Raw genomic sequence first — 23098 nt, 5'->3', positions numbered from 1 at the left:
ACAGTTTTTTGGATATTGCCTATAAAAAGGATTTTGTTTTAAAAATCCTTTTTTTATATCTATCAAATTGATAAAATTAGTTTATTAATCGACCCTATTACGTGTTGAATAAAAGTATTGGCAACTGTGTTCGTTTGTCAATTCATTCTTCTTCCATCATTTGTTTCATCTTGATTTGGAAATCCTAAAAAAAATACAGTATAAGAAAAGGTATAAGACTTATTTATCTTAACATGATGAAAGGAATAAGAAATCATTTTTCAAATAGAAAATAAACAATATTTACATTATTAAGGTCTATTAAACATAATCATTATTATACACCAAAGATTTTTAGGTTAAAACACTGATTGCGTGAGAGTGCAGTTTTGAATAAACAAATTTGTAATTTAAAATGCTCTGAAAGACGCATTTTATCGTTGAGTGAAGGTATTCATATCAGACAAAATTATTTTTCTTTCGTACTAATTTTTTACTGCAACATTATTATTTTTTTTTTTATAAATCTCTACAGAGTTTATTCGTGTTTTCTTCGACCGTTCTTCGACCATTGTCCTCGCAAAGGTGCATTTTTCCGCAAGTTTGTCGAACGATGGTCGAACAAGAGTAAAATGAGCTATTTTTCGAGATGATGTGAAACATAGATATACAGAGGTTTGTATAGGAGTTTCAATTAACTAAAACATATTGTTGATAAAAATACTGGAGGACAGAAGTGGACAAAACCGGACATTTGTGGTCACTTTTTGTAAAAAATGTAATTTGTATTGTTTAAATGATTAAATTACAAATATTTGATTAATTTAAGTATTTTTTTTTTGAATAAAAAATATTTTTGATAAGAATGATGAAATACGATTATCTGTAAATTGTTTAAAATATAAAATAGTGAAGAGTTTTTCGTTTATATGAACGATTATAATGGATTATTCGAGGAAATGTGTTATTTGAGAAAATAGAATTGTTTATATTTGATTGTTTGAACTCACATGATTAGAAAATTAATATGAAAAAATTTATTTTAAGTTTGGCTGTCCTTGCGATGGGCGCTTATTCTTATGCACAACAAATAACCATTGAAGGGATATATGGCGGAAAATACCGCGAAAATTCATTGTACGGTGTGAACTCATTGAACGATGGAGAAAATTATACTATTCTGACAAAAGACGGATTGGTAAAACGTTCGTACGAATCGACATTGAAAAAAGGTCAGACTTCTGATATTGTTGTCGTTCCAGGAAAGTTTGAAGGTTATGAATTTAGTTCTGATGAGCGTTACGTTTTATTGCAAACTAATCCGCACCAAATTTATCGTCATTCGTTTACAGCAAAGTTTGAGGTGTATGATACGCAAACAAAATCGAAAGTATTGTTATTTGATGGAAAAGGAATTCAAGAGCCTTTGTTTTCGCCAGATGCTTCTAAGGTAGCTTTTGCTTTTGAGAATAATTTATACATTCAAGACTTAAAATCGAACAAGGTAACGCAAGTTACGACTGATGGTAAAAAGAATAATATTATCAACGGGATTAATGATTGGGTTTATGAAGAAGAATTTGGTTTCGTAAGAAATTTTGATTGGAATGCTGATGGAACATCTTTGGCTTATGTTCGTTTTGACGAATCGAAAGTGAAAGAAATTAATATTCCGATTTACCACAACAATCTTTATCCACAAGAATTACGTTACAAATATCCAAAGGCAGGGCAAGATAATTCGGAAGTTTCGTTACATGTTTTTGATACGAAGAATAACTCAACTGCAAATGTTAATTTAGGCGGAGTTCAGAATTATTATATTCCTAAAATTAAGTTCTCTACAAAAGCGAATTTATTAACGGTTGTAACGTCTAACCGTCATCAAAATAATGTAGATGTTTCGTTTTATGATATCAACACGAAAAAAGTAAATAAATTATTTACTGAAACAAATAAAGCGTGGATAGAAACGGATAATTTAACGTTAGAGTTTTTAGCAGATAATTCGTTCTTATGGACTTCTGAGCGCGATGGAAATAACCATATTTACCATTATGCAGATAACGGAAAGCTAATTAACCAAGTGACGAAAGGAGATTGGGAGGTAACGAATTACTATGGGTATAATCCTGGTAATAAAACACTTTATTATCAATCTAACTCGAATAATGGAAAACGTATTTCGACAGAAAGACAAATTTCTTCGGTTAGTTTAGATGGTAAGAAAACTACAATGTTGACGAAAAATAATGGAACAAATTCGGCTGCTTTCAGTAAGAATTTTACTTATTTCATTAATACTTTTTCGAATACAACGACTCCAAAAACAATTAGTTTAGTAGAATCTAAATCTGGTAAAGATTTGGGTGTTATTGTTGAGAATACTTCTTTAAAAGATAAATTGAATACAGATAATATTGGAACAAAAGAATTATTTGTGTTGAAAACTGCGGCTGGAAATGAGTTGAATGCTTATGTAATCAAACCAAAGAACTTTGATCCAACTAAAAAATACCCAGTTTTGATGTATCAATATTCTGGACCGGGTTCTCAGAATGTAAACAATGCGTATTTCAACTCGAATGATTATTGGCACATGATGTTGGCACAAGAAGGTTACATCGTTTTCTGTGTTGACGGTCGAGGAACGGGATATAAAGGAGAAGCTTTCAAGAAACAAACGTATTTGCAATTAGGGAAATATGAGGTAGAAGATCAAATTGCAGCAGCAAAAGAGATTGGTAATTTACCTTATGTGGACAAATCTCGTATCGGAATTTGGGGTTGGTCTTATGGAGGATTCATGGCTTCGAATGTATTATTCAAAGGGAATGATGTGTTCAAAGCGGCAATTGCAGTTGCTCCTGTAACGAATTGGCGTTATTATGATTCTGTTTATACAGAGCGTTTTATGCGTACACCAGAAGAGAATGCTGCTGGTTATGACGATAATTCACCGATTAATTATGCAAACGACTTGAAAGGTAATTTCTTATTAATTTCTGGTTCTGCTGATGATAATGTACATCCACAAAACACATTCGAATTGTCGGAAGCGTTGGTACAAGCGAACAAAGATTTTGATATGGCAATCTATACCGATAAAGATCACGGGATTTATGGTGGAAACACAAGAATTCAGTTATATCGTAAAATGACAAATTTTATCAAGAAGAATTTGTAAGAAAAAAGCTGTATTTATTAGAATACGCCAATGAATAAGATGAAACATTATTCAAATTGACAAAAATCATACATTAAACAAAAAAAACCTCTGCATTGTCGGAGGTTTTTTTTATTTTCGTTGATTGCTAATAAAATCTAAATGATATATTAGCGCTTAGTTAAAGAAATTATGAGTCAAAAATTAACTTTAGAGCAAATTCAAAACTTTGAAGGGAAATACCCAAAACAGCTTTGGCATTTGTTTATGGTAGAAATGTGGGAGCGTTTCTGCTTCTATGGAATGAGAGGAGTTCTTGCCATTTTTATGGTAGATATGTTGGGATTAACGGATGCAGAATCAAATTTAAAATATGGAGCAATCCAAGCTTTTGTTTATGCATTTACTTTTATTGGAGGTATTTTTGCAGATAGAATCTTAGGATTCAAAAAATCATTAATCTTCGGAGGGTTGGTAATGGTTGCAGGAAACTTATTAATTGCAACAGATCCTCATCAATTTTTCTATTACGGAATTACATTAAGTATTATTGGAACAGGTTTTTTCAAACCAAATATTTCTTCGATGGTTGGAGAACTGTACAAAGCAGATGATCCAAGACGTGATGCCGGATTCGGTTTATTTTATTCAGGGATTAATATAGGTGCATTTTTAGGAGGTATAGTTTGTGTTTATTTAGGTAAACAAGTTGGTTGGAATTATGCTTTCTTAGCGGCTGGTATCGTAATGATAATTGGAGTTGTTTTATTCTTATTTATCCGTAACGAGCTGGGACCAATTGGAGATTCTCCACTTGAAAAAATGGATCCTAAGAAAAGATTAATTAGAGAAGTAGCCGTATATGTAGGAGCATTGGTTTGTATTCCTTTAATTTTTATCATGATTCATAATACAGCATACACAGATATGTTTATGTTTATTGTAGGACCATTGGCAATTATTTATTATTTAATTCAATTATATAAAATACCAAGTTCTAAAGAAAAAAGTAAGTTTATCGCTGCTTTTATCATGATTACGTTCTCTATTTTATTCTTTGCAATTTTTGAGCAAGCAGGAGGTTCTTTAGCTTTGTTTGCTAACAAAAACTTACATTCAACTTTATTTAGCGTTCCATTAGATCCAAACATTGTGAATAATAGTGCAAATTCATTGTATGTTATTATTTTCTCACCTTTATTAGGATTAGTTTGGTTATGGATGGCGAAAAAGAAAATTGAGCCAAACACAGTTGTAAAATTTGGTTTAGCCTTCTTGATGTTAGCAGGGGCTTATTATATCTTCTATTCATTAAGATTTTTTGCTGACGAAAATGGATTATCATCATTAGAAATATTTGCATTAGCATATTTTGCAGTTACAATTGCAGAGTTGTGTTTATCACCAATTGGATTATCAATGGTAACAAAATTATCTCCAAAACACTTAGGAGGAATGATGATGGGATTATGGTTCTTAGCATCTGCTTACGGGCAATATTTAGCAGGAATCTTAGGAGCTGGAATGTCAGATCCAAGTCCAACTGCATCTTTAACAGATAAATTAATGGCTTACACAGATGGTTATCAACAATTGGCAATTTATTCTTTAGTTGCAGGTGTTATTGTCATCGTATTGTCTCCATTTATTCGTAAATTAATGCAAGACGTAAAATAACTTTTAAGATATACTTTTAACAAACAAACATGAGTTCAAAATCGGAAAATTTCTTTGATTCAAAAGTATTAGGACACCCGTCGGGATTGTTCGTGCTTTTCTTTACAGAGATGTGGGAGCGTTTTTCATTCTACGGAATGCGCGTTTTATTAATTCAGTTTTTAACAGCTGCAGTTATTGGGTTAAATCCAGGTTGGGAATGGTCTATAGAAAAAGCAACTGCTTTATATGGAACATATGCAATGTTATTATACATTACGCCCATCTTTGGAGGTATTATTGCCGATAAATACATAGGTTATCGTTGGGCAGTTGTAATTGGTGCGATTATTATGACTCTTGGTCATGCATTCATGGCTTTTGATACACCTATCTTTTTATATTTAGGATTGGCGTGTTTGGTTATCGGAACAGGATTCTTTAAACCAAATATGACATCTATCTTATCAGAAATGTACAAAGACTTTCCTGAGAAAAAGGATGGTGCTTATACAATTTTCTACATGGGAGTTAACGCTGGTGCATTCTTCGGAATGATGTTATGTGGATTCTTAGCAGAAAAAGTAGGATGGCACTGGGGATTCGGTTTAGCTGGAATCTTCATGTTATTAGGAACATTACAGTTCTGGTTAGCAAAACCATTATTTGGGCATATTGGTGAAGTTCCTTCAAAAACAGGAAATCAAATTACTGCTGATGATGATACACCAAAATACGAACCAGGAGAAAAACCAAATCCTTTTACAGTATTAGATCAAGTATTGATCGTTATTATGACGCTTTTAGGATTAGGATATGCGTTCAATGATCCGTTAAATGCAATTGGTGGAATTAACTTATTCCCATTCTCTATCGGAGGATTATCAGGACAAAATGTCGTTATTTTAGTAGCATTATTCTTGTTCTTCTTTGTGGTAATTCGTCGTTTGGCAAATTATACAAAAGTGGTTCGTGATCGTATGATTGCGGTAATTATTTTTGCTTTCTTCGTTATCTTCTTCTGGATGTCTTTCGAACAAGGAGCTACATCATTAGTAATCTTTGCGCGTGATAATACAGAACGTAACTTAATTGGAGGTGCTGCAATGGCATTCAACGTTTTCAATACATTATTAACAGTTGTTCCATTATTGTTCATCTCGTATGTATTGATTTTATTAGCAAAACAAACATTTAAAAAAGCGGCTTTATCTAATGTTGTTTTAGCGTTTACTTTCTTAGGAATTTGGGCTGCTGCAATTTGGATGTTAAACTATAACTGGACTTCTCACTCTTACGATGTTTCTTACCAAGCAATTGAAACGGCTAAATTAGACGACTCTGGTAAACAAGTGATGAACGAAGAAGGTCAACCTGTTTTTGATAAAACACCAGTTACGGCTTCTTATGTTGCAAATTCTACAGATAAAATTGTTACTGAAACAATTAATTTAGCTTCTCAAGACGCTTTAACAAAAGGTTCAGATATTAGCATTCACAAAGAAGGAGATAAATTTGTATTAGTTTCTCCAGAAAGTTTAGTGAAATTAGATACTGAATATAAAAATCAAAACAAACCATCTGAAGTTGTTCCTGCGAAAGTAGCAGAGATTAAAGATTCTCAAGTAGAAATTACCGTTTCTTGGTTCTCTACATTAAACTCTTTCTTCATCATTGCATTAGCTTCATTAGTTTCTCGTGTTTGGGATTCTAAATACAACCCATCAGCTTCTGTAAAATATGGTTTAGGATTAATCATTATGGCAATCGGATTCGGATTCTTAGCTTTCGGTTCTTACGGAATTTCAGAAGGCGTTCGCGTTTCTATCATCTGGTTAGTATTAGCTTATTTGTTCCATACATTGGGCGAGCTCTGTTTATCTCCAGTTGGACTTTCGTACGTATCAAAATTAGTTCCAGCACGTATGATTGCATTTATGTTCGGAATGTGGTACCTTGCAATTGCAATTGGTAACAAATTGGCAGCCATTTTAGGAGGTCAAATCGAAAATATTACAAAAGAATATTCGTTATCAACTTTCTTCTTAATTTTTACAATTGTACCAATTGTAGCAGGTTTAATCGTTATCGCATTAAATCCAGTTATGAAGAAATTGATGCACGGAGTTAAATAATAAAGATTGAAATTTATGAAATCAAGCTTAGCAATCGCTGCCCTAATTTTATCATCATTTCTTTTCGGACAAGAAATTAAATGGTTATCATTAGACGAAGCAACAAAGGAAATAAAAGCACATCCAGAAAAACCTGTATTGATTAATTTTTATACAACTTGGTGTGGATTCTGTAAGCGTTTGGACAAAGAAACTTTTACAGATAATAAAGTCGCAGATTATGTAAACAAAAATTACATTGCGGTAAAATTTGATGCAGAAACAAAGGATATGGTAAAATTTATGGGAATTCAGTACACATATATTGCGCCTGCTAAAGCGAATTATATGGCATATGCCTTTACAAACGGACAATTGAGTTATCCTGCAACTGTTTTGATGAACGGAAAAGGAGATATCAACAAAGTCGTTTTGGGTTATCGTAGTTCAACAGATTTCATAAACGATATTAAAATTTAATCGAGAAATAACCTTGTTGAGAGGTTTTCCATAAAACAGAATCAGAAGTTTTTTCGAGTTCTGTAACAATAGAAGGGTAGTTGCTGGCATCAGCAATTACCCTTTTTAAATTTTCATTATTTTCGAAAGGATAAAGATTTGATTGATGAATTAACACATAAAAAGGAATATCAGAATGTTCTTCATTTAATAAGAGCTTAAATGACTTCGTTTCAATAGAATTTGGATGTTTGATAAAATGTTGATGTTTAAAGTCTGAATCATAAGAGTAGAAACTAACATCTTTTATTCTTTCGTGGATTTTATATGGTTTAATCGTAAAATTATATGTTTTTTCATCTAAAGGATTTTCACTTAAAATGCTTAAACTTCGTTGATTTCTTATGCCGATAATACTATTCTTGTATTGATTAAAAACGATTAATTCATTCGAATGATTGAGTTGATTAATTTGGTGAAATCGTTCCACTTGAATTAGAAATAAAGAAATTAAACAAACAAATAATGCTAGTTTAGATTTTTTTAGGAACAATGGTTTTGATGCATATAAAATAACGCCAATCAAAATTGCGGTAAATAAACTGATGTAAACATCTTTTGCAATAAACTTGAAGTTCGCTAACCAATAAATATATTGATTTGAGTAATAGATAAAATGATTGAAAATCCATGTATAGATTGGAATATTAAGATCGAAAATGATGAGAAGAATACTAATTATTCCGCCACAAATCATAAAAAAGGAAGCAGGAATCAAGACTAAATTTCCAAATAAAAACAATCCTGAAAATTGATTAAAATACAAGACCGAAATTGGTAAAGTTCCTAATTGAGCAGATAAACTTGTTTCAATCATAATCTTGATTTTCTTCAGGAAACTATTTTTAACTTTCCAATAATACTCAAAAATTGGATTGAGCCAAACAATGAAAAAGACCGCTGAAAAACTCAATTGAAAGCCAACATCAAACAAATAATTAGGTTGAAAAACTAGAATGATAAAAGCAGAAAGTGAAAGTGTGTGAAAAATATTTTTTGGTCGGTTGAGTAATTCGCTAATATAATAAATGGTAATCATCAACGCAGAACGAAAAACTGGCGGTTGTAATTCGACATAAAAAGCAAAGATCCAGATAAATATTAAGCTAATAATTATTCTAATTTTTCGACCTTGTTTTAGCTTTAATAATGGTTGTAAAACGAATTGTAAAATCATGTAAATCATCATCACATGTAAACCAGAAATGGATAAAATATGCACAACTCCTGTTGCTACATAACTTTGATTGAGTTCTTGCGAAAGCTCTGTTCTATCACCCAAAAGCATAGACGAAATAATCGCTCTACTTTCAAGGGAATAACCTTGTTCTGTTAGTTCTTTTCGAATCTTGACTTTCGATTTGGCAACCCAATTTCGAAATCCATTTCCTTCTTTGTGAATAGAAATAATTTCATTTGTAAAGATTTGAGAATAAATTCGTTTTCTGTTTAAGAAACGTTTATAATCAAATTGATATGGATTTAACGGTTCTTGGATTTCTCTTTTTTCTCCTAAAATTATGATTTCATCATTGGGATATAAAATTTGTTGTTGAGGTTTGATATGAAGTAAAATTTGCTCATTCGTTTCAATATCTTTTACAACGTAATTGGTATATTTTTCGGTAGAATTAGAACTATAAACGACTTTTAGTAAATGAATTCTCGAAACAGATTCGAAATCAATTTTTGAATGTCTATTATAATTTTGATGAATATAATAGCCTAAAATCATCGAAATGCCTAAAAAAGTGATTATATTTTGACGATTATTATTTTTTAACAAAGAGATAAAAAGTAGAATAATTAATGAAAAAAATATAATTCGTAAATTTGTAGCAGGAATTAATAATTCGGATAAAATTATTCCGATTGAGAAACAAATTGTTAGGGTAAAAAAGAGATACTTTTTCATCCTAATAATTTATAAATTTTTTTACAAATAGTAGGTTTTAATTATTTGTAAATGAATTGATTAAAAAAATAAAAAAATGAAGAAGATTCTTATATTAATTGTGTTATTTTTTACTCAAATGGCAATGGCTCAAATTGATGTAAAACTATCAATCACAAACCTTAAGAAAATGAAAGGAAATTTGGCTATAGAGTTTTATAGAAATGTAGAAAATTATACAAAAGGTCAAAATGCATTCAAAAAATTGTACGTTCCAGTTGCTGATATAGACAAGTATGAAACGGTTTTTAAAGATATTGAGCCAACATTTTATGCGGTAAAAGTGTATTTGGATACGAACAATAATAAACAGCTTGATAAAAGTTTTTTGGGTGTGCGTAAAGAACCGTATGGTTTTTCTAAGAATTTAGATCCTATTTTGCGTGAGCCAACTTTTGAGGAAGCCAAAGTGGATATGACTGAAGAAAATAATACAATTGTAATCAAATTAAACAATAACAAAGGCGAAGAATAATCTTCGTCTTTTTTTGTTAAAATTTAATTGAAAAACCTATATTCAATCCTAATAAAGAAGGATTTTTAGCATCTACATTTTTCAATGGATTTAGCATATATCTATAATTTGGTTCCAAATTTATACTTGATTTATTTGATAAATTATACTCTAACTTAACTCCAGCGTTAGCGCTATAACTCGAATTATTTAAGTTATTTGCTTCGCCTAATTTATAATTTGATCTTGTATTAGTATCAGCTAATGAAATAGAATTTTTCGTTACAGCAAAATAACTTCCTCCCGCTATTGCTATAATATTGAATTTATCAAAACTTGCCAATTTATATTCAACTTCTAATGGAACTTCGATGTAATGAACTTTTTGTTCCATAGTATTGGTTTCAGAAGACAACATGGTCATTGTTGTATGTGATATATTATCACCTACAACTCGAATATTCGAATGATATGTGATATTGTTAGATGATTTTGGCATGCTTGCAGAAAGTGCATAAACACCTGTATTGATTCCCGAATTTATATTGGTTGTATTTTGTTCCAACTCAACTTTTGCAATTCCCGAACGAACATTTATCTTATCATTTAATCGAACAGAAACTTTTGCGCCATAAGCAACTGTAATGTTATTTTTGATGTTGTAATCATTAAATTCATTTGCTAAAATAGATTTTGATTCTAACACTTTTGTTGGATTGATGTACGAAGAAATCGTCAGAAGTGGAGATTTCTGTTTGATTTCTACTTTCTCTTTCTTTTTTTCCTCTTCTTGAAGAACTAATTCTAATGGTTTTTCTTCTAAAATTTTAGGATTAGTTTCTTTTTCAGAAACTTCATTTTTTGGATTGATTGAAGAATTATTTTGTACAAAATTATCTTTTTGAGTTGAATTCTTTTGAGATAATTCTAGTGTTTTATCTTCTTTTTGATTTGGAATTGTATTCGAAAATAAAGTTGATTCTCCAATTATATTTTCAAAATATGAACTTGAACTTTGAATTGTTTTTTGATTTGATTTAGAAGATTTTTTTACAGAAGAAACAATCTTATTATCAAAAGACTTTTCATTTGTATGTTCAATATTATTCCAATCTTTTTTGATAGATTCTTTAGAAGTCGATTTTGTTTTTACAACTTCATTAGTCGGCATATGATTAACGTTAATTGTATCATTTTGATTAAAATAATAGATAGAAATTCCCACAACTAAACATGCCGCAGTAGAACCAATCCAATAAAATAAAGGAATGATTCGTTTTTTCTTTTCTTTCTCGTCTAATTTCTCCTGAATATTTTTCCAAGCATCCAAAGGAGGAAGTTGTGGTTGCGAGAGTTTATCTTTAATATGTTGATCAAATTTGTTCATCTTCTGTGACAGTTTTTAATTGATTGAGTTTTTGTTTTAATAAATTTCGTGCTCTTGATAAGTTTGATTTTGAAGTTCCAACCGAAATGGTCAGCATTTCTGCAATTTCTTGGTGCGAATATTCTTCAAAAACGTAGAGGTTAAAAACTTGCCTATATTGTGGTGGAAGATTATGAACGGCTTCTAACAACTGTTGATAATCAAAATCTTCTTCAACTTCGTCGTCATCTTCCTGTGTGATAATGAGATTTTCGAAATCTTCAAAAGGTAAATTATTCTTCTTTTTTAGTTTTTCTAAATTAAGATTTACCATTATCCGTTTCATCCAACCTTCAAAAGATCCTTCGAATTTGAATTGATTTATTTTATTGAAGATATGAATAAAACCCTCTTGAAAAATATCTTGCGCATCTTCATAATTTTCGGCATAACGAAGACAGATCGAGAACAAAACAGGTGAAAACTCAACATAAATTTCTTCTTGAGCTTTTCTATTTTGTTCTTGACATTGCTTGATTAAAATTTCAAGAGAGTCACTATTCAAAACTTATTGGACTTTATTTTTCTTTGATATTTAACACAATTGAGTCATAAATTGGTTCAGTTGAATTTGGTTTATTTCCCGTCCAAAATCTTAATGTGTACTCACCAGCTTCTTTAGGTGTAAACTTCAAAGTTTTTGTTTCGTACGAAGTATTTTGCGTGCAGTTTCCATTACTTTGACTTGCATAAACACCAATGTTGTGTTTAAAAGTTGTACTTCCTTGTAAAGAGCTAAATTGAATAAAATTTTGACAAGAATTTGTTTTTTCGTACGTTACTCGAATATTTGTAGTTTTTCCTACTGGCTGAATAGAGTCTTCATGAACATTAATTGCCGTTGTTGCTAAAAAACCATAATTCATATAATCTGAGACATCATTATTTAAACAACTAAATGTTGATAAACCTAAAATACCTACCAAAGCAAACATGCTTAATCTTTTCATTAATTTCATTGTATGAGTTTTAATCGTTATAAAAATAAGATATAGATTTTAGAAAAGGTTGCGTGAAAGAATAAGAAATTAATATATAGAATAAGAAAACCCCTTGAAAATCAAGAGGATTACTTTGTTAGAATAGGTGTAAACTTTAATTAAGTCAATCCTGAAACATTTTAATAATTAGATCTGAATGACATCTATAGCTTACAAGATTAAAAAAACAATAAAAGGTTGCGTCAAACTTTTACTTTTTTTTAATTATTTTTTTAAGTCCTCAGTAATTAGTGAAGCGGTTCTTTCTGAAGCGCCAATTCCACCAAGTTTATGATACAATTCTTCGTAGCTTTTCATGATTTTTTCACGTTTAGGAGAATTTAAAATTAAATCTAATTCTCGTTTGATATTTTCGTAAGTTAAATCATATTGAATTAACTCTTTCACTACTTCTTCGTCCATAATCAAGTTTACCAACGAAATAAAACGAATGTTTTTTACAACACGTTTTCCGATTTCGTACGAAATAGCATTTCCTTTGTAACAAACAACTTCTGGAACTTTCAGTAAAGCAGTTTCTAATGTTGCTGTTCCTGATGTAACCAAGGCTGCATGAGAAACTCGTAATAAATCATAGGTTCTATTCTCAACAATTTTCAAGTTGTTGCCTGCAATTTTTTTATAATTTTCGATTGGTTGAGATGGTGCACCAGCCACAACAAATTGATAATCGGGAAAATCTTTTTCCACTGAAAGCATCAAAGGTAATTTGACTTTAATTTCTTGTGTTCGACTTCCAGGAAGTAAAGCAATAATTGGTCTTTCGTCTAAATTATGATCTTTTCTAAATTGTTGTTCATCAATTGGCGGAAGATTATTCAACGAATCTAATAATGGATTTCCGACAAAATCTACTTTGTAATTGTAACGTTGATAAAATTCTTCTTCGAACGGAAGAATCACAAACATTTTGTCGACAACTTTTTTGATTTTATGAACTCGACCAGTTTTCCAAGCCCAAATTTGTGGCGAAATATAATAGTAAATTTTAATTCCAAGACTTTTTACAAATTCAGCAATTCTGAGATTAAAACCAGGATAATCAACTAAAATAACTGCATCTGGCTGATAAGCTTCGATGTCTTTTTTAGCAACCGAAATATTTCCTAAAATCGTTCTCAAATTCATTACAACTTCAGCAAAACCCATAAACGCCAAATCTCTGTAATGTTTGACTAAAGTTCCGCCTTGCGTTTGCATCAAATCTCCTCCCCAAAATCTGAATTCAGCTTGTGGATCTTTTAATTTTAATTCTTTCATTAAGTTCGATGCGTGCAAATCGCCCGAAGCTTCACCTGCAATGATATAGTATTTCAATGGAAATCATTTTTCTTCTTACAAAGATAGGAGAAATCTATAAGTGGAGTAGATTTCAATGTTTTTTATTGCGTAAATTTACTCTTTCAAACAAAGAAAAATGTCAGACGAAATTATAAATAAAGTTGCCAATAGTAGTTTAGTAACAATTGATTTACAGGATTATTATCCTGATGGAGATCGTGTTGTTTTTGACTTGAAAGATTGGTTATATGAAGAATTGATTCTTAGAGAAAAGGATTTTAGAGAAAATCTTAAAAATCATGATTGGACACAATATCAAGATAAATATGTAGCGTTAACGTGTACTGCGGATGCGATTGTTCCGTCTTGGGCTTATTTGTTGGTTGCAACCTATTTGTCGCCAATTGCGAAACGAATTGTACATGGAAGTTTGCAAGATTTGGATACGATTTTGTACACAGAAATTGTAGATCATTTGCCTTATGAAGATTATGTTGATGGAAAAATAATAGTGAAAGGTTGCTCTCACAAACCTGTGCCAGAATCGGCTTATATTCAGTTAATTGAACGTTTACAACCAATTGTAAGCTCGTTAATGTTTGGTGAAGCGTGTAGCACTGTTCCGCTTTATAAAAAGAAGAAATAAAAAAATCCGCTCAACGAGCGGATTTTTTACACATGAATAAAATCGTAAAATACTTATTGATTAGTTCTGAAAACTAATTTATTATCTCCAGGTTTTTCTTCGAAATAATCGATTAAAACCGCATCATTATCATTTATTGTTCCTTTTAAAATTTCTTTTGAAAGTTCATTTAATACATCTTGTTGAATAACTCGTTTCAATGGTCTTGCTCCGAATTGAGGATCGTAGCCTTTTCTTGCTAAATAATCGACAGCTTCTGGCGTAATATCTAATGTAATATCGCGTTGTGCTAATTTCTTCGCAACTCCGCTTAAATAGATATTCACGATTCCAGAAATTTGATTTTCACTCAATGGACGGAACAAAATAATTTCATCAATACGATTCAAAAATTCTGGTCTAAAGTTTTGTTTCAATTCCTCAAAAACGACATCTTTTGTTTCATCATAAACTTGTGCCACATTATTTTCGTCAATGTTTGAGAATTTATCCAAAATCGTATGAGAACCAAAATTCGATGTCATAATGATAATCGTATTTTTAAAGTTAACCACACGACCTTTGTTGTCTGTCAAACGTCCGTCATCCAAAACTTGTAACAAAATATTGAAAACATCTGGATGTGCCTTCTCAATTTCGTCCAACAAAATAACTGAATAAGGACGGCGACGAACCGCTTCTGTTAACTGACCACCTTCGTCGTAACCAACGTAACCCGGAGGTGCCCCAACCAAGCGAGAAACTGCATGACGCTCCTGATATTCGGACATGTCGATACGAGTCATTGCATTTTCATCATCGAATAAGAACTCGGCTAAGGCTTTTGCTAACTCAGTTTTCCCAACACCAGTCGAACCTAAGAATAAGAACGAACCAATTGGTTTTCCTTCGTCACTAAGACCTGCGCGAGAACGACGAATTGCATCAGAAACAGCCGTAATTGCTTCTTCTTGTCCAAGTACACGTTTGTGTAATTCGCTTTCTAAATTCAATAATTTTTCGCGGTCAGATTGCATCATTTTCTGAGCTGGAACTCCAGTCCATTTTGATACAACTTCTGCAATATCATCTGCATCAACAAACTCTTTTACTAGTTTGTTTTGTTTATTCTGTTCAAGATTATGTTCAGCTTCTTCTAAATTATTTTTTGCATTTACTAAATCTTCAAACTCTAATTTTGAGGCTTTTGCATAATCATAATCACGTTTTGCACGCTCAATTTCGAATTTGATATTTTCGATAGATTTTCTTAAATCTTGAACTTCGTCAGCACGATTTCTTTCCGCTTCCCATTTTGAATTCAATTGATTTCTTTCGTCTTGAAGATTAGATAATTCTTCTTTCAAAAGATTCAATTTTTTCTCATCATTTTCACGTTTTATCGCTTCAATTTCTATTTCCAACTGAATAATTCTACGATCTAATTTATCTAAATCTTCTGGTTTAGAATTCATTTCCATTCTCAACTTAGAAGCCGCTTCGTCCATCAAATCGATGGCCTTATCTGGTAAAAAACGATCTGTAATATAACGTGTTGATAATTTTACAGCCGCAATAATTGCTTCGTCTTTGATTCCAATTTTATGGTGTTGCTCATATTTATCTTTGATTCCACGCAGAATAGAAATTGCAGATTCTTCATCTGGCTCTTCAACCATTACTTTCTGGAAACGACGCTCTAAAGCTTTATCTTTTTCAAAATATTTTTGATATTCATTCAAAGTTGTAGCACCAATCGAACGTAATTCGCCACGAGCCAAAGCAGGTTTTAGGATGTTTGCTGCATCCATTGCGCCTTCTCCGCCACCGCCAGCACCAACAAGCGTGTGAATCTCATCGATGAATAAAATTATTTCTCCATTCGAAGCAGTTACCTCTTTTACAACGGCTTTCAAACGCTCTTCGAACTCACCTTTGTATTTTGCACCCGCAACCAAAGCTCCCATATCCAATGAAAAAATTTGTTTATTCAAAAGATTTTCAGGAACATCTCCATTGATGATACGATGAGCTAAACCTTCTGCTATAGCAGTTTTACCAACACCTGGTTCACCAATAAGGATTGGGTTATTTTTTGTACGACGAGATAGAATTTGTAAAACACGACGAATTTCTTCGTCACGTCCAATTACAGGATCTAATTTTCCTTCTTTTGCTAAATCTGTTAAATTTTTAGCGTATTTATTTAATGAATTATATGTTCCTTCTGCGTTTTCAGAAGTTACTCTTTCTCCGTTTCTCAATTCTGTTACTAATTTTTTTGTGTTGTCGAATGTAACACCTCTATTTTTTAATAACTGACTTACAGGTGATACATTCTTGATTATACCTAATAATAAATGCTCTAATGTGATAAAATCATCGTTCATCTCTTTTGCAATTTCTTGTGCAGATTGCAAAATTTGGTTAGATGAATTGGAAAGATGATTTCCTTGTTGACCTTCAATTTTTGGATATTTATTGATTTCTAAATCCAGCTCTGGTTTCAACATATCCATTTTTACACCTTGTTTTTCTAAGATTAATGATAATACGTTTTCATCAACATCTATCATTCCGCCTAAAATATGAGCTGGTTCTATTGCTTGATTTTTTTTAGCAACTGCAATTTGCTGCGCTGCTTGAATCGCCTCACGACCCTTTATTGTAAATTGATTAAAATCCATTGGTTTTTAGTTTTTTATATTGGTTTTGTTTGTTGTACTTCATCAAAAAAAATTCCAAAGTAGAAATAAAACCTAAAAACTGACTTTTTGACTATATTGAATAAAAAAAGGAGACATTTTGACAACATCTCCTCTCGTTTAAAAATTTTTATAGTATTTAAAATAAACCTTCTACTGATAAATAGCGTTCGCCAGTATCGTAGTTGACAGTTAATATTTTTGCTTCTTTGTCTACTTCATTCAATGTTTTTGCAACTGCAGCCAGCGAAGCTCCTGTCGAAATTCCAACAAATAAACCTTCTACTTTAGCCACTTTTTTTGCAAATTCATATGCTTCTTCTTTTGTAATTTGAATAGAAGAATCAACAATTGAAGTATCTAAATTAGTTGGAATAAAGCCTGCTCCAATTCCTTGAATCGCGTGTGGACCAGGATTTCCTCCTGAAATGACAGGAGAATCGGTTGGTTCTACAGCGATAACTTTTGTTGAAGAATTAATTTCTTTCAATGCTTTTCCAATTCCAGAAAGATGTCCACCTGTTCCAACTCCTGTGATTAAATAATCTACTCCTTGTGGAAAATCAGAAAGAATTTCTTTTGCAGTTGTATTATAATGAACTGTCGGATTCGAACTATTCTCAAATTGTTGCGGAACCCAAGCGCCTTCTATTGTTTCGGCTAATTCTTGTGCTTTTGCAATAGCGCCTTTCATTCCTAATTCTTTTGGCGTTAAAACAAATTCAGCACCATAAGCTTCCATAATTTTTCGACGCTCAATTGACATTGATTCTGGCATTGTGATAATCATTTTGTAACCTTTTACAGCTGCAACAAATGATAAGCCAATTCCTGTATTACCCGAAGTAGGTTCTATAATTGTTCCTCCAGGTTTTAAAATTCCAGCTTTTTCCGCATCTTCAATCATTGCTAAAGCAATACGATCTTTAATTGATCCACCTGGATTTTGTTTTTCTACTTTAATATAAACATTATGGTTGGGAAATAATTTATTTAGTTTAATAATTGGTGTATTTCCAATAGTTTCTAATACGTTATTGTAAATCATTGTTGTAAGGTTTTAGATGATATAATTGATATGTTGTTCTTTTTTTTGTTTTTTTATTTGTGGTTGATTCTCTTGATAGACAACAGAATCTTCTTCTATACTTTCTGTAATCCAAACATTTCCGCCGACTACAGAATTTTTTCCAATAATTGTTGTTCCTCCCAAAATAGTTGCTCCAGCATAAATTGTGACATTATTTTCTATTGTTGGATGACGTTTTTTATTAGCCAAATTCTTCGAAACATAAAACGCTCCTAATGTTACGCCTTGGTAAATTTTCACATTATCACCAATCAATGTTGTTTCTCCAATGACAATTCCTGTACCATGATCGATATAAAAGTTTTTTCCAATTGAAGCACCAGGATGAATATCAATTCCAGTTTTAGAATGTGCATATTCGGAAAAAAAACGAGGAAGAATAGGCGTATTTAAATTGTAGAGAATATGTGCTAAACGATGAATTGCAATTGCAAAAAAACCAGGATAGGCTAAAATGATTTCAATTTCCGATTTAGATGCAGGATCATTTGCATAAAAAACAAAAATTAGTTCCTCTAATTCTTGTCTAAGTTGTGCAAATTGTTCAAAAAAATATAAACTAATTTGATTCGATTTCTCCTCAGGAACAATTTTTAACAAAATAGAATTGAATTGATTGAGTAAATCTTCTTTCTTGTACAAAGGATTTGGTTGTTGAAAAATCTCATCATAAATAATGGATTCTATCAAAGGTTCTACTTCTTGTTTTCTAAATGGTAAACTGTATTTCGTAAGCTGATTCATTCTTCAATCTATAAACTCTATAAAAATAGTAGACAAATGTATTCATTTTTTTATTCTTGAAGAAGAAATTGTCATAAAAATGACAAAAACCATAAAAATGCCTTCGTTTTTATTATTGCTATGTAAGCATAATAATACACTATTTTGACTTTTATGAATAAAATTTATAATTATTTATTTAAAAATATTTATTGAATTAAATGATTGATAATTAATGTTATAAATGAATTTTTATGTTTAAAAGAGATTATTTTTATAAAAAATAAAGCGTAGTGTTTTATTTACACTAAAAAATAGTTATTTTAGTGAAATAAATTTTAAAGGATAAAAATATGAAAAAATCAATTTTATTCGGATTATTCTTTATGTTGACATCTTTAATGTATGCGCAATCACCAATAGGAACTTGGAAAACAATTGATGATGAGACAAAACAGGCGAAGTCTTACGTAGAGATTTTCGAGAAAGATGGAAAACTTTATGGTAAAGTCACTAAGATTTTAACGAAAGGAAAAGAAGATGCAAAATGTACAGATTGTTCAGGAGCATTAAAAAATAAACCAATTTTAGGAATGCAAATTCTTTCTGGTCTTAAAAAAGATGGAAAAGAATGGAATGGTGGAAAAATCATTGATCCTAATAGTGGAAAGGAATACAAAGCAAAAATGTCTCTTAACGGAAATGATAAATTAGACGTAAGAGGTTTTATCGGGATTTCTCTTGTAGGAAGAACGCAAACTTGGCAACGAGTTAAATAAAAATCAAAACAAAAACGAAAAGGTTACTCTGAGTAATCAAACCCACAAAATTTTACTCTATAATGACTATTTCTAAAAGAATAGTCATTATTTTTTTTACGTAAATTTGTAACTTCAAAACTAAGGTTTTGATTTTCTAAAATACATCAATGAGTTTAATTAAAAGAGCGTTCTCATACGCAAAACCATATAGAACTTCGTTTGTTACAGCGATTATATTCAATTTACTCTATGCACTTTTCAATGTAATTGCATTGGCTTTTATGATGCCAATTTTGAGTGTTTTGTTTGGTGAAAAAACAACTGGAGTTATCGCAAAACCTATTTATTCTGGTGATTTGGGTAATCTGAAACAATTTTTTTCAGATTATTCAGCTTATTATATGAATGAGCTTTCTCAAACTCAAGGACCAGTTTATGTGTTAGCGATTTCGTGTGTGATATTTATTATTGCATTTTTATTTCGAAATATTTTCAGTTTTCTTTCAGAAACTTGTTTGGTAGATTTACGTTCGGGTGTGACACGTGATTTACGTGTTGATATTCATAACAAAATTATTGATTTGCCAGTTGCTTATTTTACTGAAAAACGAAAAGGAGATATGTTAAATCGTATTTCTAGTGATGTAAATGAGGTTGAATCTAATATTTTAAATTCAGTCGTAGAAATCATACGTTCACCAATTATGATTATCTTTTTCGTTGTAGTATTATTTACAGTTAGCTATCAATTAACAATTTTCGCTATTTTGGTTTTTCCGATTATGGGAACAATTATTTCGTTGATTGGAAAAAGTCTGAAAAAAGCTGCTGCTCATGCGCAAGACGAATTATCTAACATTATTACTTATGTAGACGAAACACTTTCTTCGCTTAAGATTATCAAAATTTTTAACGCAGAAGATCAAGTAAAAGGTCGTTTTGATGAATCGATTAATCGTTATCGAAAATATCTTCAAAAAGTAATGAAAAAACGTGCTTTGGCTTCACCAACAAGTGAATTTTTAGGTGCTGTTACAATTGGATTAATTGTTTTTTTTGGTGGTAAATTATCGTTAGAAGGAAATGGTTTAACAGGATCACAATTTATTTTTTATATCGCAACATTTTATACATTATTAGATCCGATTAAACGCTTTTCGAAAGCATTATCAGATGTACAAAAAGGAGAGGTTTCTGCAAAGAGAATTTTTGAGGTTTTGGATGCTGATGTTTCGATAAAAGATGTTCCAGATGCAAAAGGAATTGAAGCTTTTGAAGATAAAATTGAGTTTAGAAATGTGACATTTGCTTATGGTAAACATAATGTAATTGAGAATTTTAATTTAACAATTAACAAAGGAGAAACCGTTGCTTTTGTTGGGCAATCTGGTTCTGGAAAATCGACTTTGGCGAATTTAATTACTCGTTTTTGGGATGTGAAATCAGGTCAAATTTTGATTGATGGAATTGATATTAAACATATAAAATTAAATGATTATCGCTTGTTATTTGGTTTGGTTACGCAAGATTCTATTTTGTTTAATGATACAATTTTTAATAATATTTCATTAGGTGATAAATGTCCAAATTTGGAAAAAGTAGAATATGCTGCGCAAATTGCAAATGCGGAAGAGTTTATTGTAAAAATGCCAGAAAAGTATCAAGAGTCAGTAGGAGAGGGAGGTAGCAAGCTTTCTGGTGGACAAAAACAACGTTTAAGTATTGCGCGTGCGGTTTATAAAAATCCACCGATTATGGTTTTGGATGAAGCGACTTCTGCTTTGGATACGAAATCTGAAAAATTGGTACAAGTTGCCTTGAATAATATGATGCAAAATCGTACTTCTTTGGTTATTGCGCACCGTTTATCAACAATTCAGAATGCGGATAAAATTGTAGTAATTGAAGCAGGTAAAATTATTGAACAAGGAAATCATCATTCACTTATTGAGAAAAAAGGCGTTTATGCCAATTTGGTAAATATGCAGAATTTTGAATAAATGAAGTATATACAAACTAAAAAAATCCGCTTATTAAGCGGATTTTTTTGTTATATTTTAAATCGATTTAATTTCAAAACCTAATTGTTTCCAGTCTTCCCAAAATGTTGGGTAAGATTTTTCTACGACCATTTCATTCTCAATTCGAATTGGGTAAATTTGTGCTAAAGGCGCCATACACATTGCCATTCTGTGGTCGTTATATGTTGCTAAAGTTGGCGTTTTTTCAAAATTATTATAACCTTCTATCGTTAATGAATCGTTTGTAATTGTTATAATTGCTCCAAATTTTTCCAACTCATTTTTAAGTGCGACTAAACGGTCTGTTTCCTTGATTTTTAGTGTTTCTAAACCAGTTAAATGACATTTTGTTTTCAATCCCACACAAGTTGCAGAAATCGTCTGTGCAATATCTGGAGTATTGATTAAATTTAATTCGATGATAGATTTTGGTATGAAATTATCTTCATTTTTTAATGTTAAAACTCCATTTTCAAAAGTTGAAATTACACCAAAATTTTCTGCATAAATATGTTTTAAAGCTGAATCTCCTTGTAAAGAATCTTCGAAATAAGTTGAGATTTTAATTTCAGAATTCTGCGATAAAGCAATCAAACTATAATAATATGAAGCTGAACTCCAATCAGATTCTACTTGTAATGTTTGAGCTTTGATGTTTTCAGTAAAAGGAATTTTGATAGTATTTCCTTCGAAAATTGCATTAATTCCAACTTTATTCAATAATTGAATTGTCATTTGAATATAAGGAACAGAAATAATTTTTCCATCCAACTTTATCGTTAATCCATTTTCTAATTTCGTTCCGATCAAACATAAAGCCGAGATATATTGAGAACTAATGTTAGAAGGGATTGTAATAGAATCTTTCGTTATTTTTTTTCCAACAATCGATAAAGGCGGATAACCTTCGTTTTCTTGATACGAAATTTCTGCACCCAACTCATTCAAGGAGTCAACTAAAACTTTTATTGGACGTTGTTTCATTCTTTCAGAACCTGTCAACGTTATTTTTCGTCCATCTTGAATAGAAAAATAAGCCGTTAAAAATCGCATGGCAGTTCCCGCGTGGTGAATATCAACTAAATCACTTTTGTTCGCTAACGCTTTTTGCATTAATTGAGAATCTTCTGAATTTGAAACATTTTCTAATGTCAAAACATTCTCAAATAATTGACTTAATAACAACAAACGATTGCTTTCGCTTTTAGAACCTGTGATGGCTAATTGATTGTTTATCGGAGATTTTAGAGCAGAAATTTCAATCATATTTATTTTAATTTATCATTATTTTGATGACGATCGTGGTCACGTTTTGTTTTATAATCTAATTTTTTGTAAAAAGCTGATTCTAAATCAACACCTGTTTGATTTGCCAAACAAAGCGCTACAAAAATAACATCTGCCAATTCTTCGCCAAGATCTTTGTTTTTATCAGATTCTTTCTCCGATTGTTCACCGTAACGACGTGCAATAATACGTGCAACTTCTCCTACCTCTTCAGTTAATTGTGCCATATTTGTTAATTCGTTAAAATAACGAACACCATGTTCTTTTATCCAATTATCAACGTCTGTTTGTGCTTGTTTAAGGCTCATCTTATTTTAAATTTTAAAAGTTAAAGGT

Annotated in this window: 18 protein-coding genes; 8 read left to right on the top strand and 10 right to left on the bottom strand. The window is 31.1% G+C overall.

Annotation, left to right across the window (positions count from 1 at the left end; genetic code table 11):
• Positions 1 to 1006: 1006 nt before the first annotated feature.
• The 4 genes from B3578_RS09215 (at position 1007) to B3578_RS09200 (ending at position 7395) form a co-directional block, all read left to right on the top strand.
• Complete coding sequence (locus B3578_RS09215) at positions 1007 to 3166, top strand: S9 family peptidase (RefSeq protein ID WP_291048051.1); 2160 nt, start codon at positions 1007 to 1009, stop codon at positions 3164 to 3166.
• Between the two features lie 171 nt (positions 3167 to 3337).
• Positions 3338 to 4822 carry a peptide MFS transporter gene (locus tag B3578_RS09210; protein ID WP_219034009.1) on the top strand — a complete coding sequence of 495 codons (1485 nt, stop codon included), beginning with the start codon at positions 3338 to 3340 and terminating at the stop codon, positions 4820 to 4822.
• A 29-nt stretch (positions 4823 to 4851) separates the two neighbouring features.
• Complete coding sequence (locus B3578_RS09205) at positions 4852 to 6936, top strand: peptide MFS transporter (RefSeq protein ID WP_219034010.1); 2085 nt, start codon at positions 4852 to 4854, stop codon at positions 6934 to 6936.
• Positions 6937 to 6951: 15 nt separating this feature from the next.
• On the top strand, positions 6952 to 7395 hold the full coding sequence (locus B3578_RS09200) for a thioredoxin family protein (protein WP_125348917.1): 444 nt from the start codon (positions 6952 to 6954) through the stop codon (positions 7393 to 7395).
• Here the strand turns inward: B3578_RS09200 and B3578_RS09195 are convergent.
• Positions 7385 to 9349, bottom strand: coding sequence for a ComEC/Rec2 family competence protein (locus tag B3578_RS09195; protein WP_286494961.1), 1965 nt, complete (start codon positions 9347 to 9349; stop codon positions 7385 to 7387). The genes B3578_RS09200 and B3578_RS09195 overlap by 11 nt on opposite strands.
• 76 nt (positions 9350 to 9425) lie before the next feature.
• On the opposite strand from B3578_RS09195, the gene B3578_RS09190 reads away from it, so the two are divergent.
• Positions 9426 to 9863, top strand: coding sequence for a DUF2141 domain-containing protein (locus tag B3578_RS09190; RefSeq protein WP_260391932.1), 438 nt, complete (start codon positions 9426 to 9428; stop codon positions 9861 to 9863).
• 16 nt (positions 9864 to 9879) lie between these two features.
• On the opposite strand, the gene B3578_RS09185 is transcribed toward B3578_RS09190, so the two are convergent.
• The 4 genes from B3578_RS09185 to lpxB form a co-directional block, all read right to left on the bottom strand.
• Entirely contained in the window at positions 9880 to 11229 is a 1350-nt protein-coding gene (locus tag B3578_RS09185) for an outer membrane beta-barrel protein (protein ID WP_038333276.1), read from the bottom strand.
• Complete coding sequence (locus B3578_RS09180) at positions 11216 to 11773, bottom strand: RNA polymerase sigma factor (protein ID WP_038333274.1); 558 nt, start codon at positions 11771 to 11773, stop codon at positions 11216 to 11218. Before B3578_RS09180 ends, B3578_RS09185 begins: the two co-directional genes overlap by 14 nt.
• 13 nt (positions 11774 to 11786) lie before the next feature.
• Positions 11787 to 12227, bottom strand: coding sequence for a hypothetical protein (locus B3578_RS09175; protein WP_291048040.1), 441 nt, complete (start codon positions 12225 to 12227; stop codon positions 11787 to 11789).
• A 246-nt stretch (positions 12228 to 12473) separates the two neighbouring features.
• A complete protein-coding gene (lpxB, locus tag B3578_RS09170; protein WP_286494960.1) occupies positions 12474 to 13586 on the bottom strand; it encodes a lipid-A-disaccharide synthase in 1113 nt (370 codons plus the stop codon).
• A 100-nt stretch (positions 13587 to 13686) separates the two neighbouring features.
• Here lpxB and B3578_RS09165 point away from each other — a divergent pair, with 100 nt between their 5' ends.
• Entirely contained in the window at positions 13687 to 14196 is a 510-nt protein-coding gene (locus B3578_RS09165; protein WP_221855726.1) for a DUF2480 family protein, read from the top strand.
• 53 nt (positions 14197 to 14249) lie between these two features.
• Here B3578_RS09165 and clpB read toward each other — a convergent pair whose 3' ends face one another.
• The 3 genes from clpB to epsC form a co-directional block, all read right to left on the bottom strand.
• On the bottom strand, positions 14250 to 16862 hold the full coding sequence (clpB, locus tag B3578_RS09160; RefSeq protein WP_291048033.1) for an ATP-dependent chaperone ClpB: 2613 nt from the start codon (positions 16860 to 16862) through the stop codon (positions 14250 to 14252).
• Between the two features lie 157 nt (positions 16863 to 17019).
• Positions 17020 to 17928, bottom strand: a complete 909-nt coding sequence (gene cysK, locus B3578_RS09155) for a cysteine synthase A (RefSeq protein ID WP_115002351.1) — start codon at positions 17926 to 17928, stop codon at positions 17020 to 17022.
• Between the two features lie 12 nt (positions 17929 to 17940).
• Positions 17941 to 18714, bottom strand: a complete 774-nt coding sequence (gene epsC / locus B3578_RS09150; RefSeq protein WP_125348924.1) for a serine O-acetyltransferase EpsC — start codon at positions 18712 to 18714, stop codon at positions 17941 to 17943.
• A gap of 332 nt (positions 18715 to 19046) precedes the next feature.
• Between epsC and B3578_RS09145 the strand changes: the two genes are divergently transcribed.
• Together B3578_RS09145 and B3578_RS09140 are read left to right on the top strand one after the other, a co-directional pair.
• Complete coding sequence (locus tag B3578_RS09145) at positions 19047 to 19472, top strand: DUF2147 domain-containing protein (protein ID WP_038333244.1); 426 nt, start codon at positions 19047 to 19049, stop codon at positions 19470 to 19472.
• 149 nt (positions 19473 to 19621) lie between these two features.
• Entirely contained in the window at positions 19622 to 21454 is a 1833-nt protein-coding gene (locus tag B3578_RS09140; RefSeq protein ID WP_291048027.1) for an ABC transporter ATP-binding protein, read from the top strand.
• 57 nt (positions 21455 to 21511) lie between these two features.
• Here B3578_RS09140 and B3578_RS09135 read toward each other — a convergent pair whose 3' ends face one another.
• The gene (locus tag B3578_RS09135) at positions 21512 to 22741 is read right to left on the bottom strand and encodes a 3-phosphoshikimate 1-carboxyvinyltransferase (RefSeq protein WP_291048024.1); all 1230 of its coding nucleotides are present in this window, start codon (positions 22739 to 22741) and stop codon (positions 21512 to 21514) included.
• 2 nt (positions 22742 to 22743) lie between these two features.
• Entirely contained in the window at positions 22744 to 23070 is a 327-nt protein-coding gene (locus B3578_RS09130) for a nucleotide pyrophosphohydrolase (protein ID WP_038333238.1), read from the bottom strand.
• Between the last annotated feature and the right edge of the window lie 28 nt (positions 23071 to 23098).

It is taken from the genome of Empedobacter sp. UBA1574 (assembly GCF_002322895.1).
GTDB lineage: Bacteria > Bacteroidota > Bacteroidia > Flavobacteriales > Weeksellaceae > Empedobacter > Empedobacter falsenii_B.
This window is presented reverse-complemented; position numbering and strand designations above follow the sequence as displayed.

What these genes read in the sequence shown, in the direction of transcription:
- B3578_RS09215 (WP_291048051.1), top strand. Translation starts at nt 1,007, where the DNA reads ATGAAAAAATTTATTTTAAGTTTGGCTGTCCTTGCGATGGGCGCTTAT.
- B3578_RS09210 (WP_219034009.1), top strand. Translation starts at nt 3,338, where the DNA reads ATGAGTCAAAAATTAACTTTAGAGCAAATTCAAAACTTTGAAGGGAAA.
- B3578_RS09205 (WP_219034010.1), top strand. Translation starts at nt 4,852, where the DNA reads ATGAGTTCAAAATCGGAAAATTTCTTTGATTCAAAAGTATTAGGACAC.
- B3578_RS09200 (WP_125348917.1), top strand. Translation starts at nt 6,952, where the DNA reads ATGAAATCAAGCTTAGCAATCGCTGCCCTAATTTTATCATCATTTCTT.
- B3578_RS09195 (WP_286494961.1), bottom strand. Translation starts at nt 9,349, where the DNA reads ATGAAAAAGTATCTCTTTTTTACCCTAACAATTTGTTTCTCAATCGGA.
- B3578_RS09190 (WP_260391932.1), top strand. Translation starts at nt 9,426, where the DNA reads ATGAAGAAGATTCTTATATTAATTGTGTTATTTTTTACTCAAATGGCA.
- B3578_RS09185 (WP_038333276.1), bottom strand. Translation starts at nt 11,229, where the DNA reads ATGAACAAATTTGATCAACATATTAAAGATAAACTCTCGCAACCACAA.
- B3578_RS09175 (WP_291048040.1), bottom strand. Translation starts at nt 12,227, where the DNA reads ATGAAATTAATGAAAAGATTAAGCATGTTTGCTTTGGTAGGTATTTTA.
- B3578_RS09165 (WP_221855726.1), top strand. Translation starts at nt 13,687, where the DNA reads ATGTCAGACGAAATTATAAATAAAGTTGCCAATAGTAGTTTAGTAACA.
- clpB (WP_291048033.1), bottom strand. Translation starts at nt 16,862, where the DNA reads ATGGATTTTAATCAATTTACAATAAAGGGTCGTGAGGCGATTCAAGCA.
- cysK (WP_115002351.1), bottom strand. Translation starts at nt 17,928, where the DNA reads ATGATTTACAATAACGTATTAGAAACTATTGGAAATACACCAATTATT.
- epsC (WP_125348924.1), bottom strand. Translation starts at nt 18,714, where the DNA reads ATGAATCAGCTTACGAAATACAGTTTACCATTTAGAAAACAAGAAGTA.
- B3578_RS09145 (WP_038333244.1), top strand. Translation starts at nt 19,047, where the DNA reads ATGAAAAAATCAATTTTATTCGGATTATTCTTTATGTTGACATCTTTA.
- B3578_RS09140 (WP_291048027.1), top strand. Translation starts at nt 19,622, where the DNA reads ATGAGTTTAATTAAAAGAGCGTTCTCATACGCAAAACCATATAGAACT.
- B3578_RS09135 (WP_291048024.1), bottom strand. Translation starts at nt 22,741, where the DNA reads ATGATTGAAATTTCTGCTCTAAAATCTCCGATAAACAATCAATTAGCC.
- B3578_RS09130 (WP_038333238.1), bottom strand. Translation starts at nt 23,070, where the DNA reads ATGAGCCTTAAACAAGCACAAACAGACGTTGATAATTGGATAAAAGAA.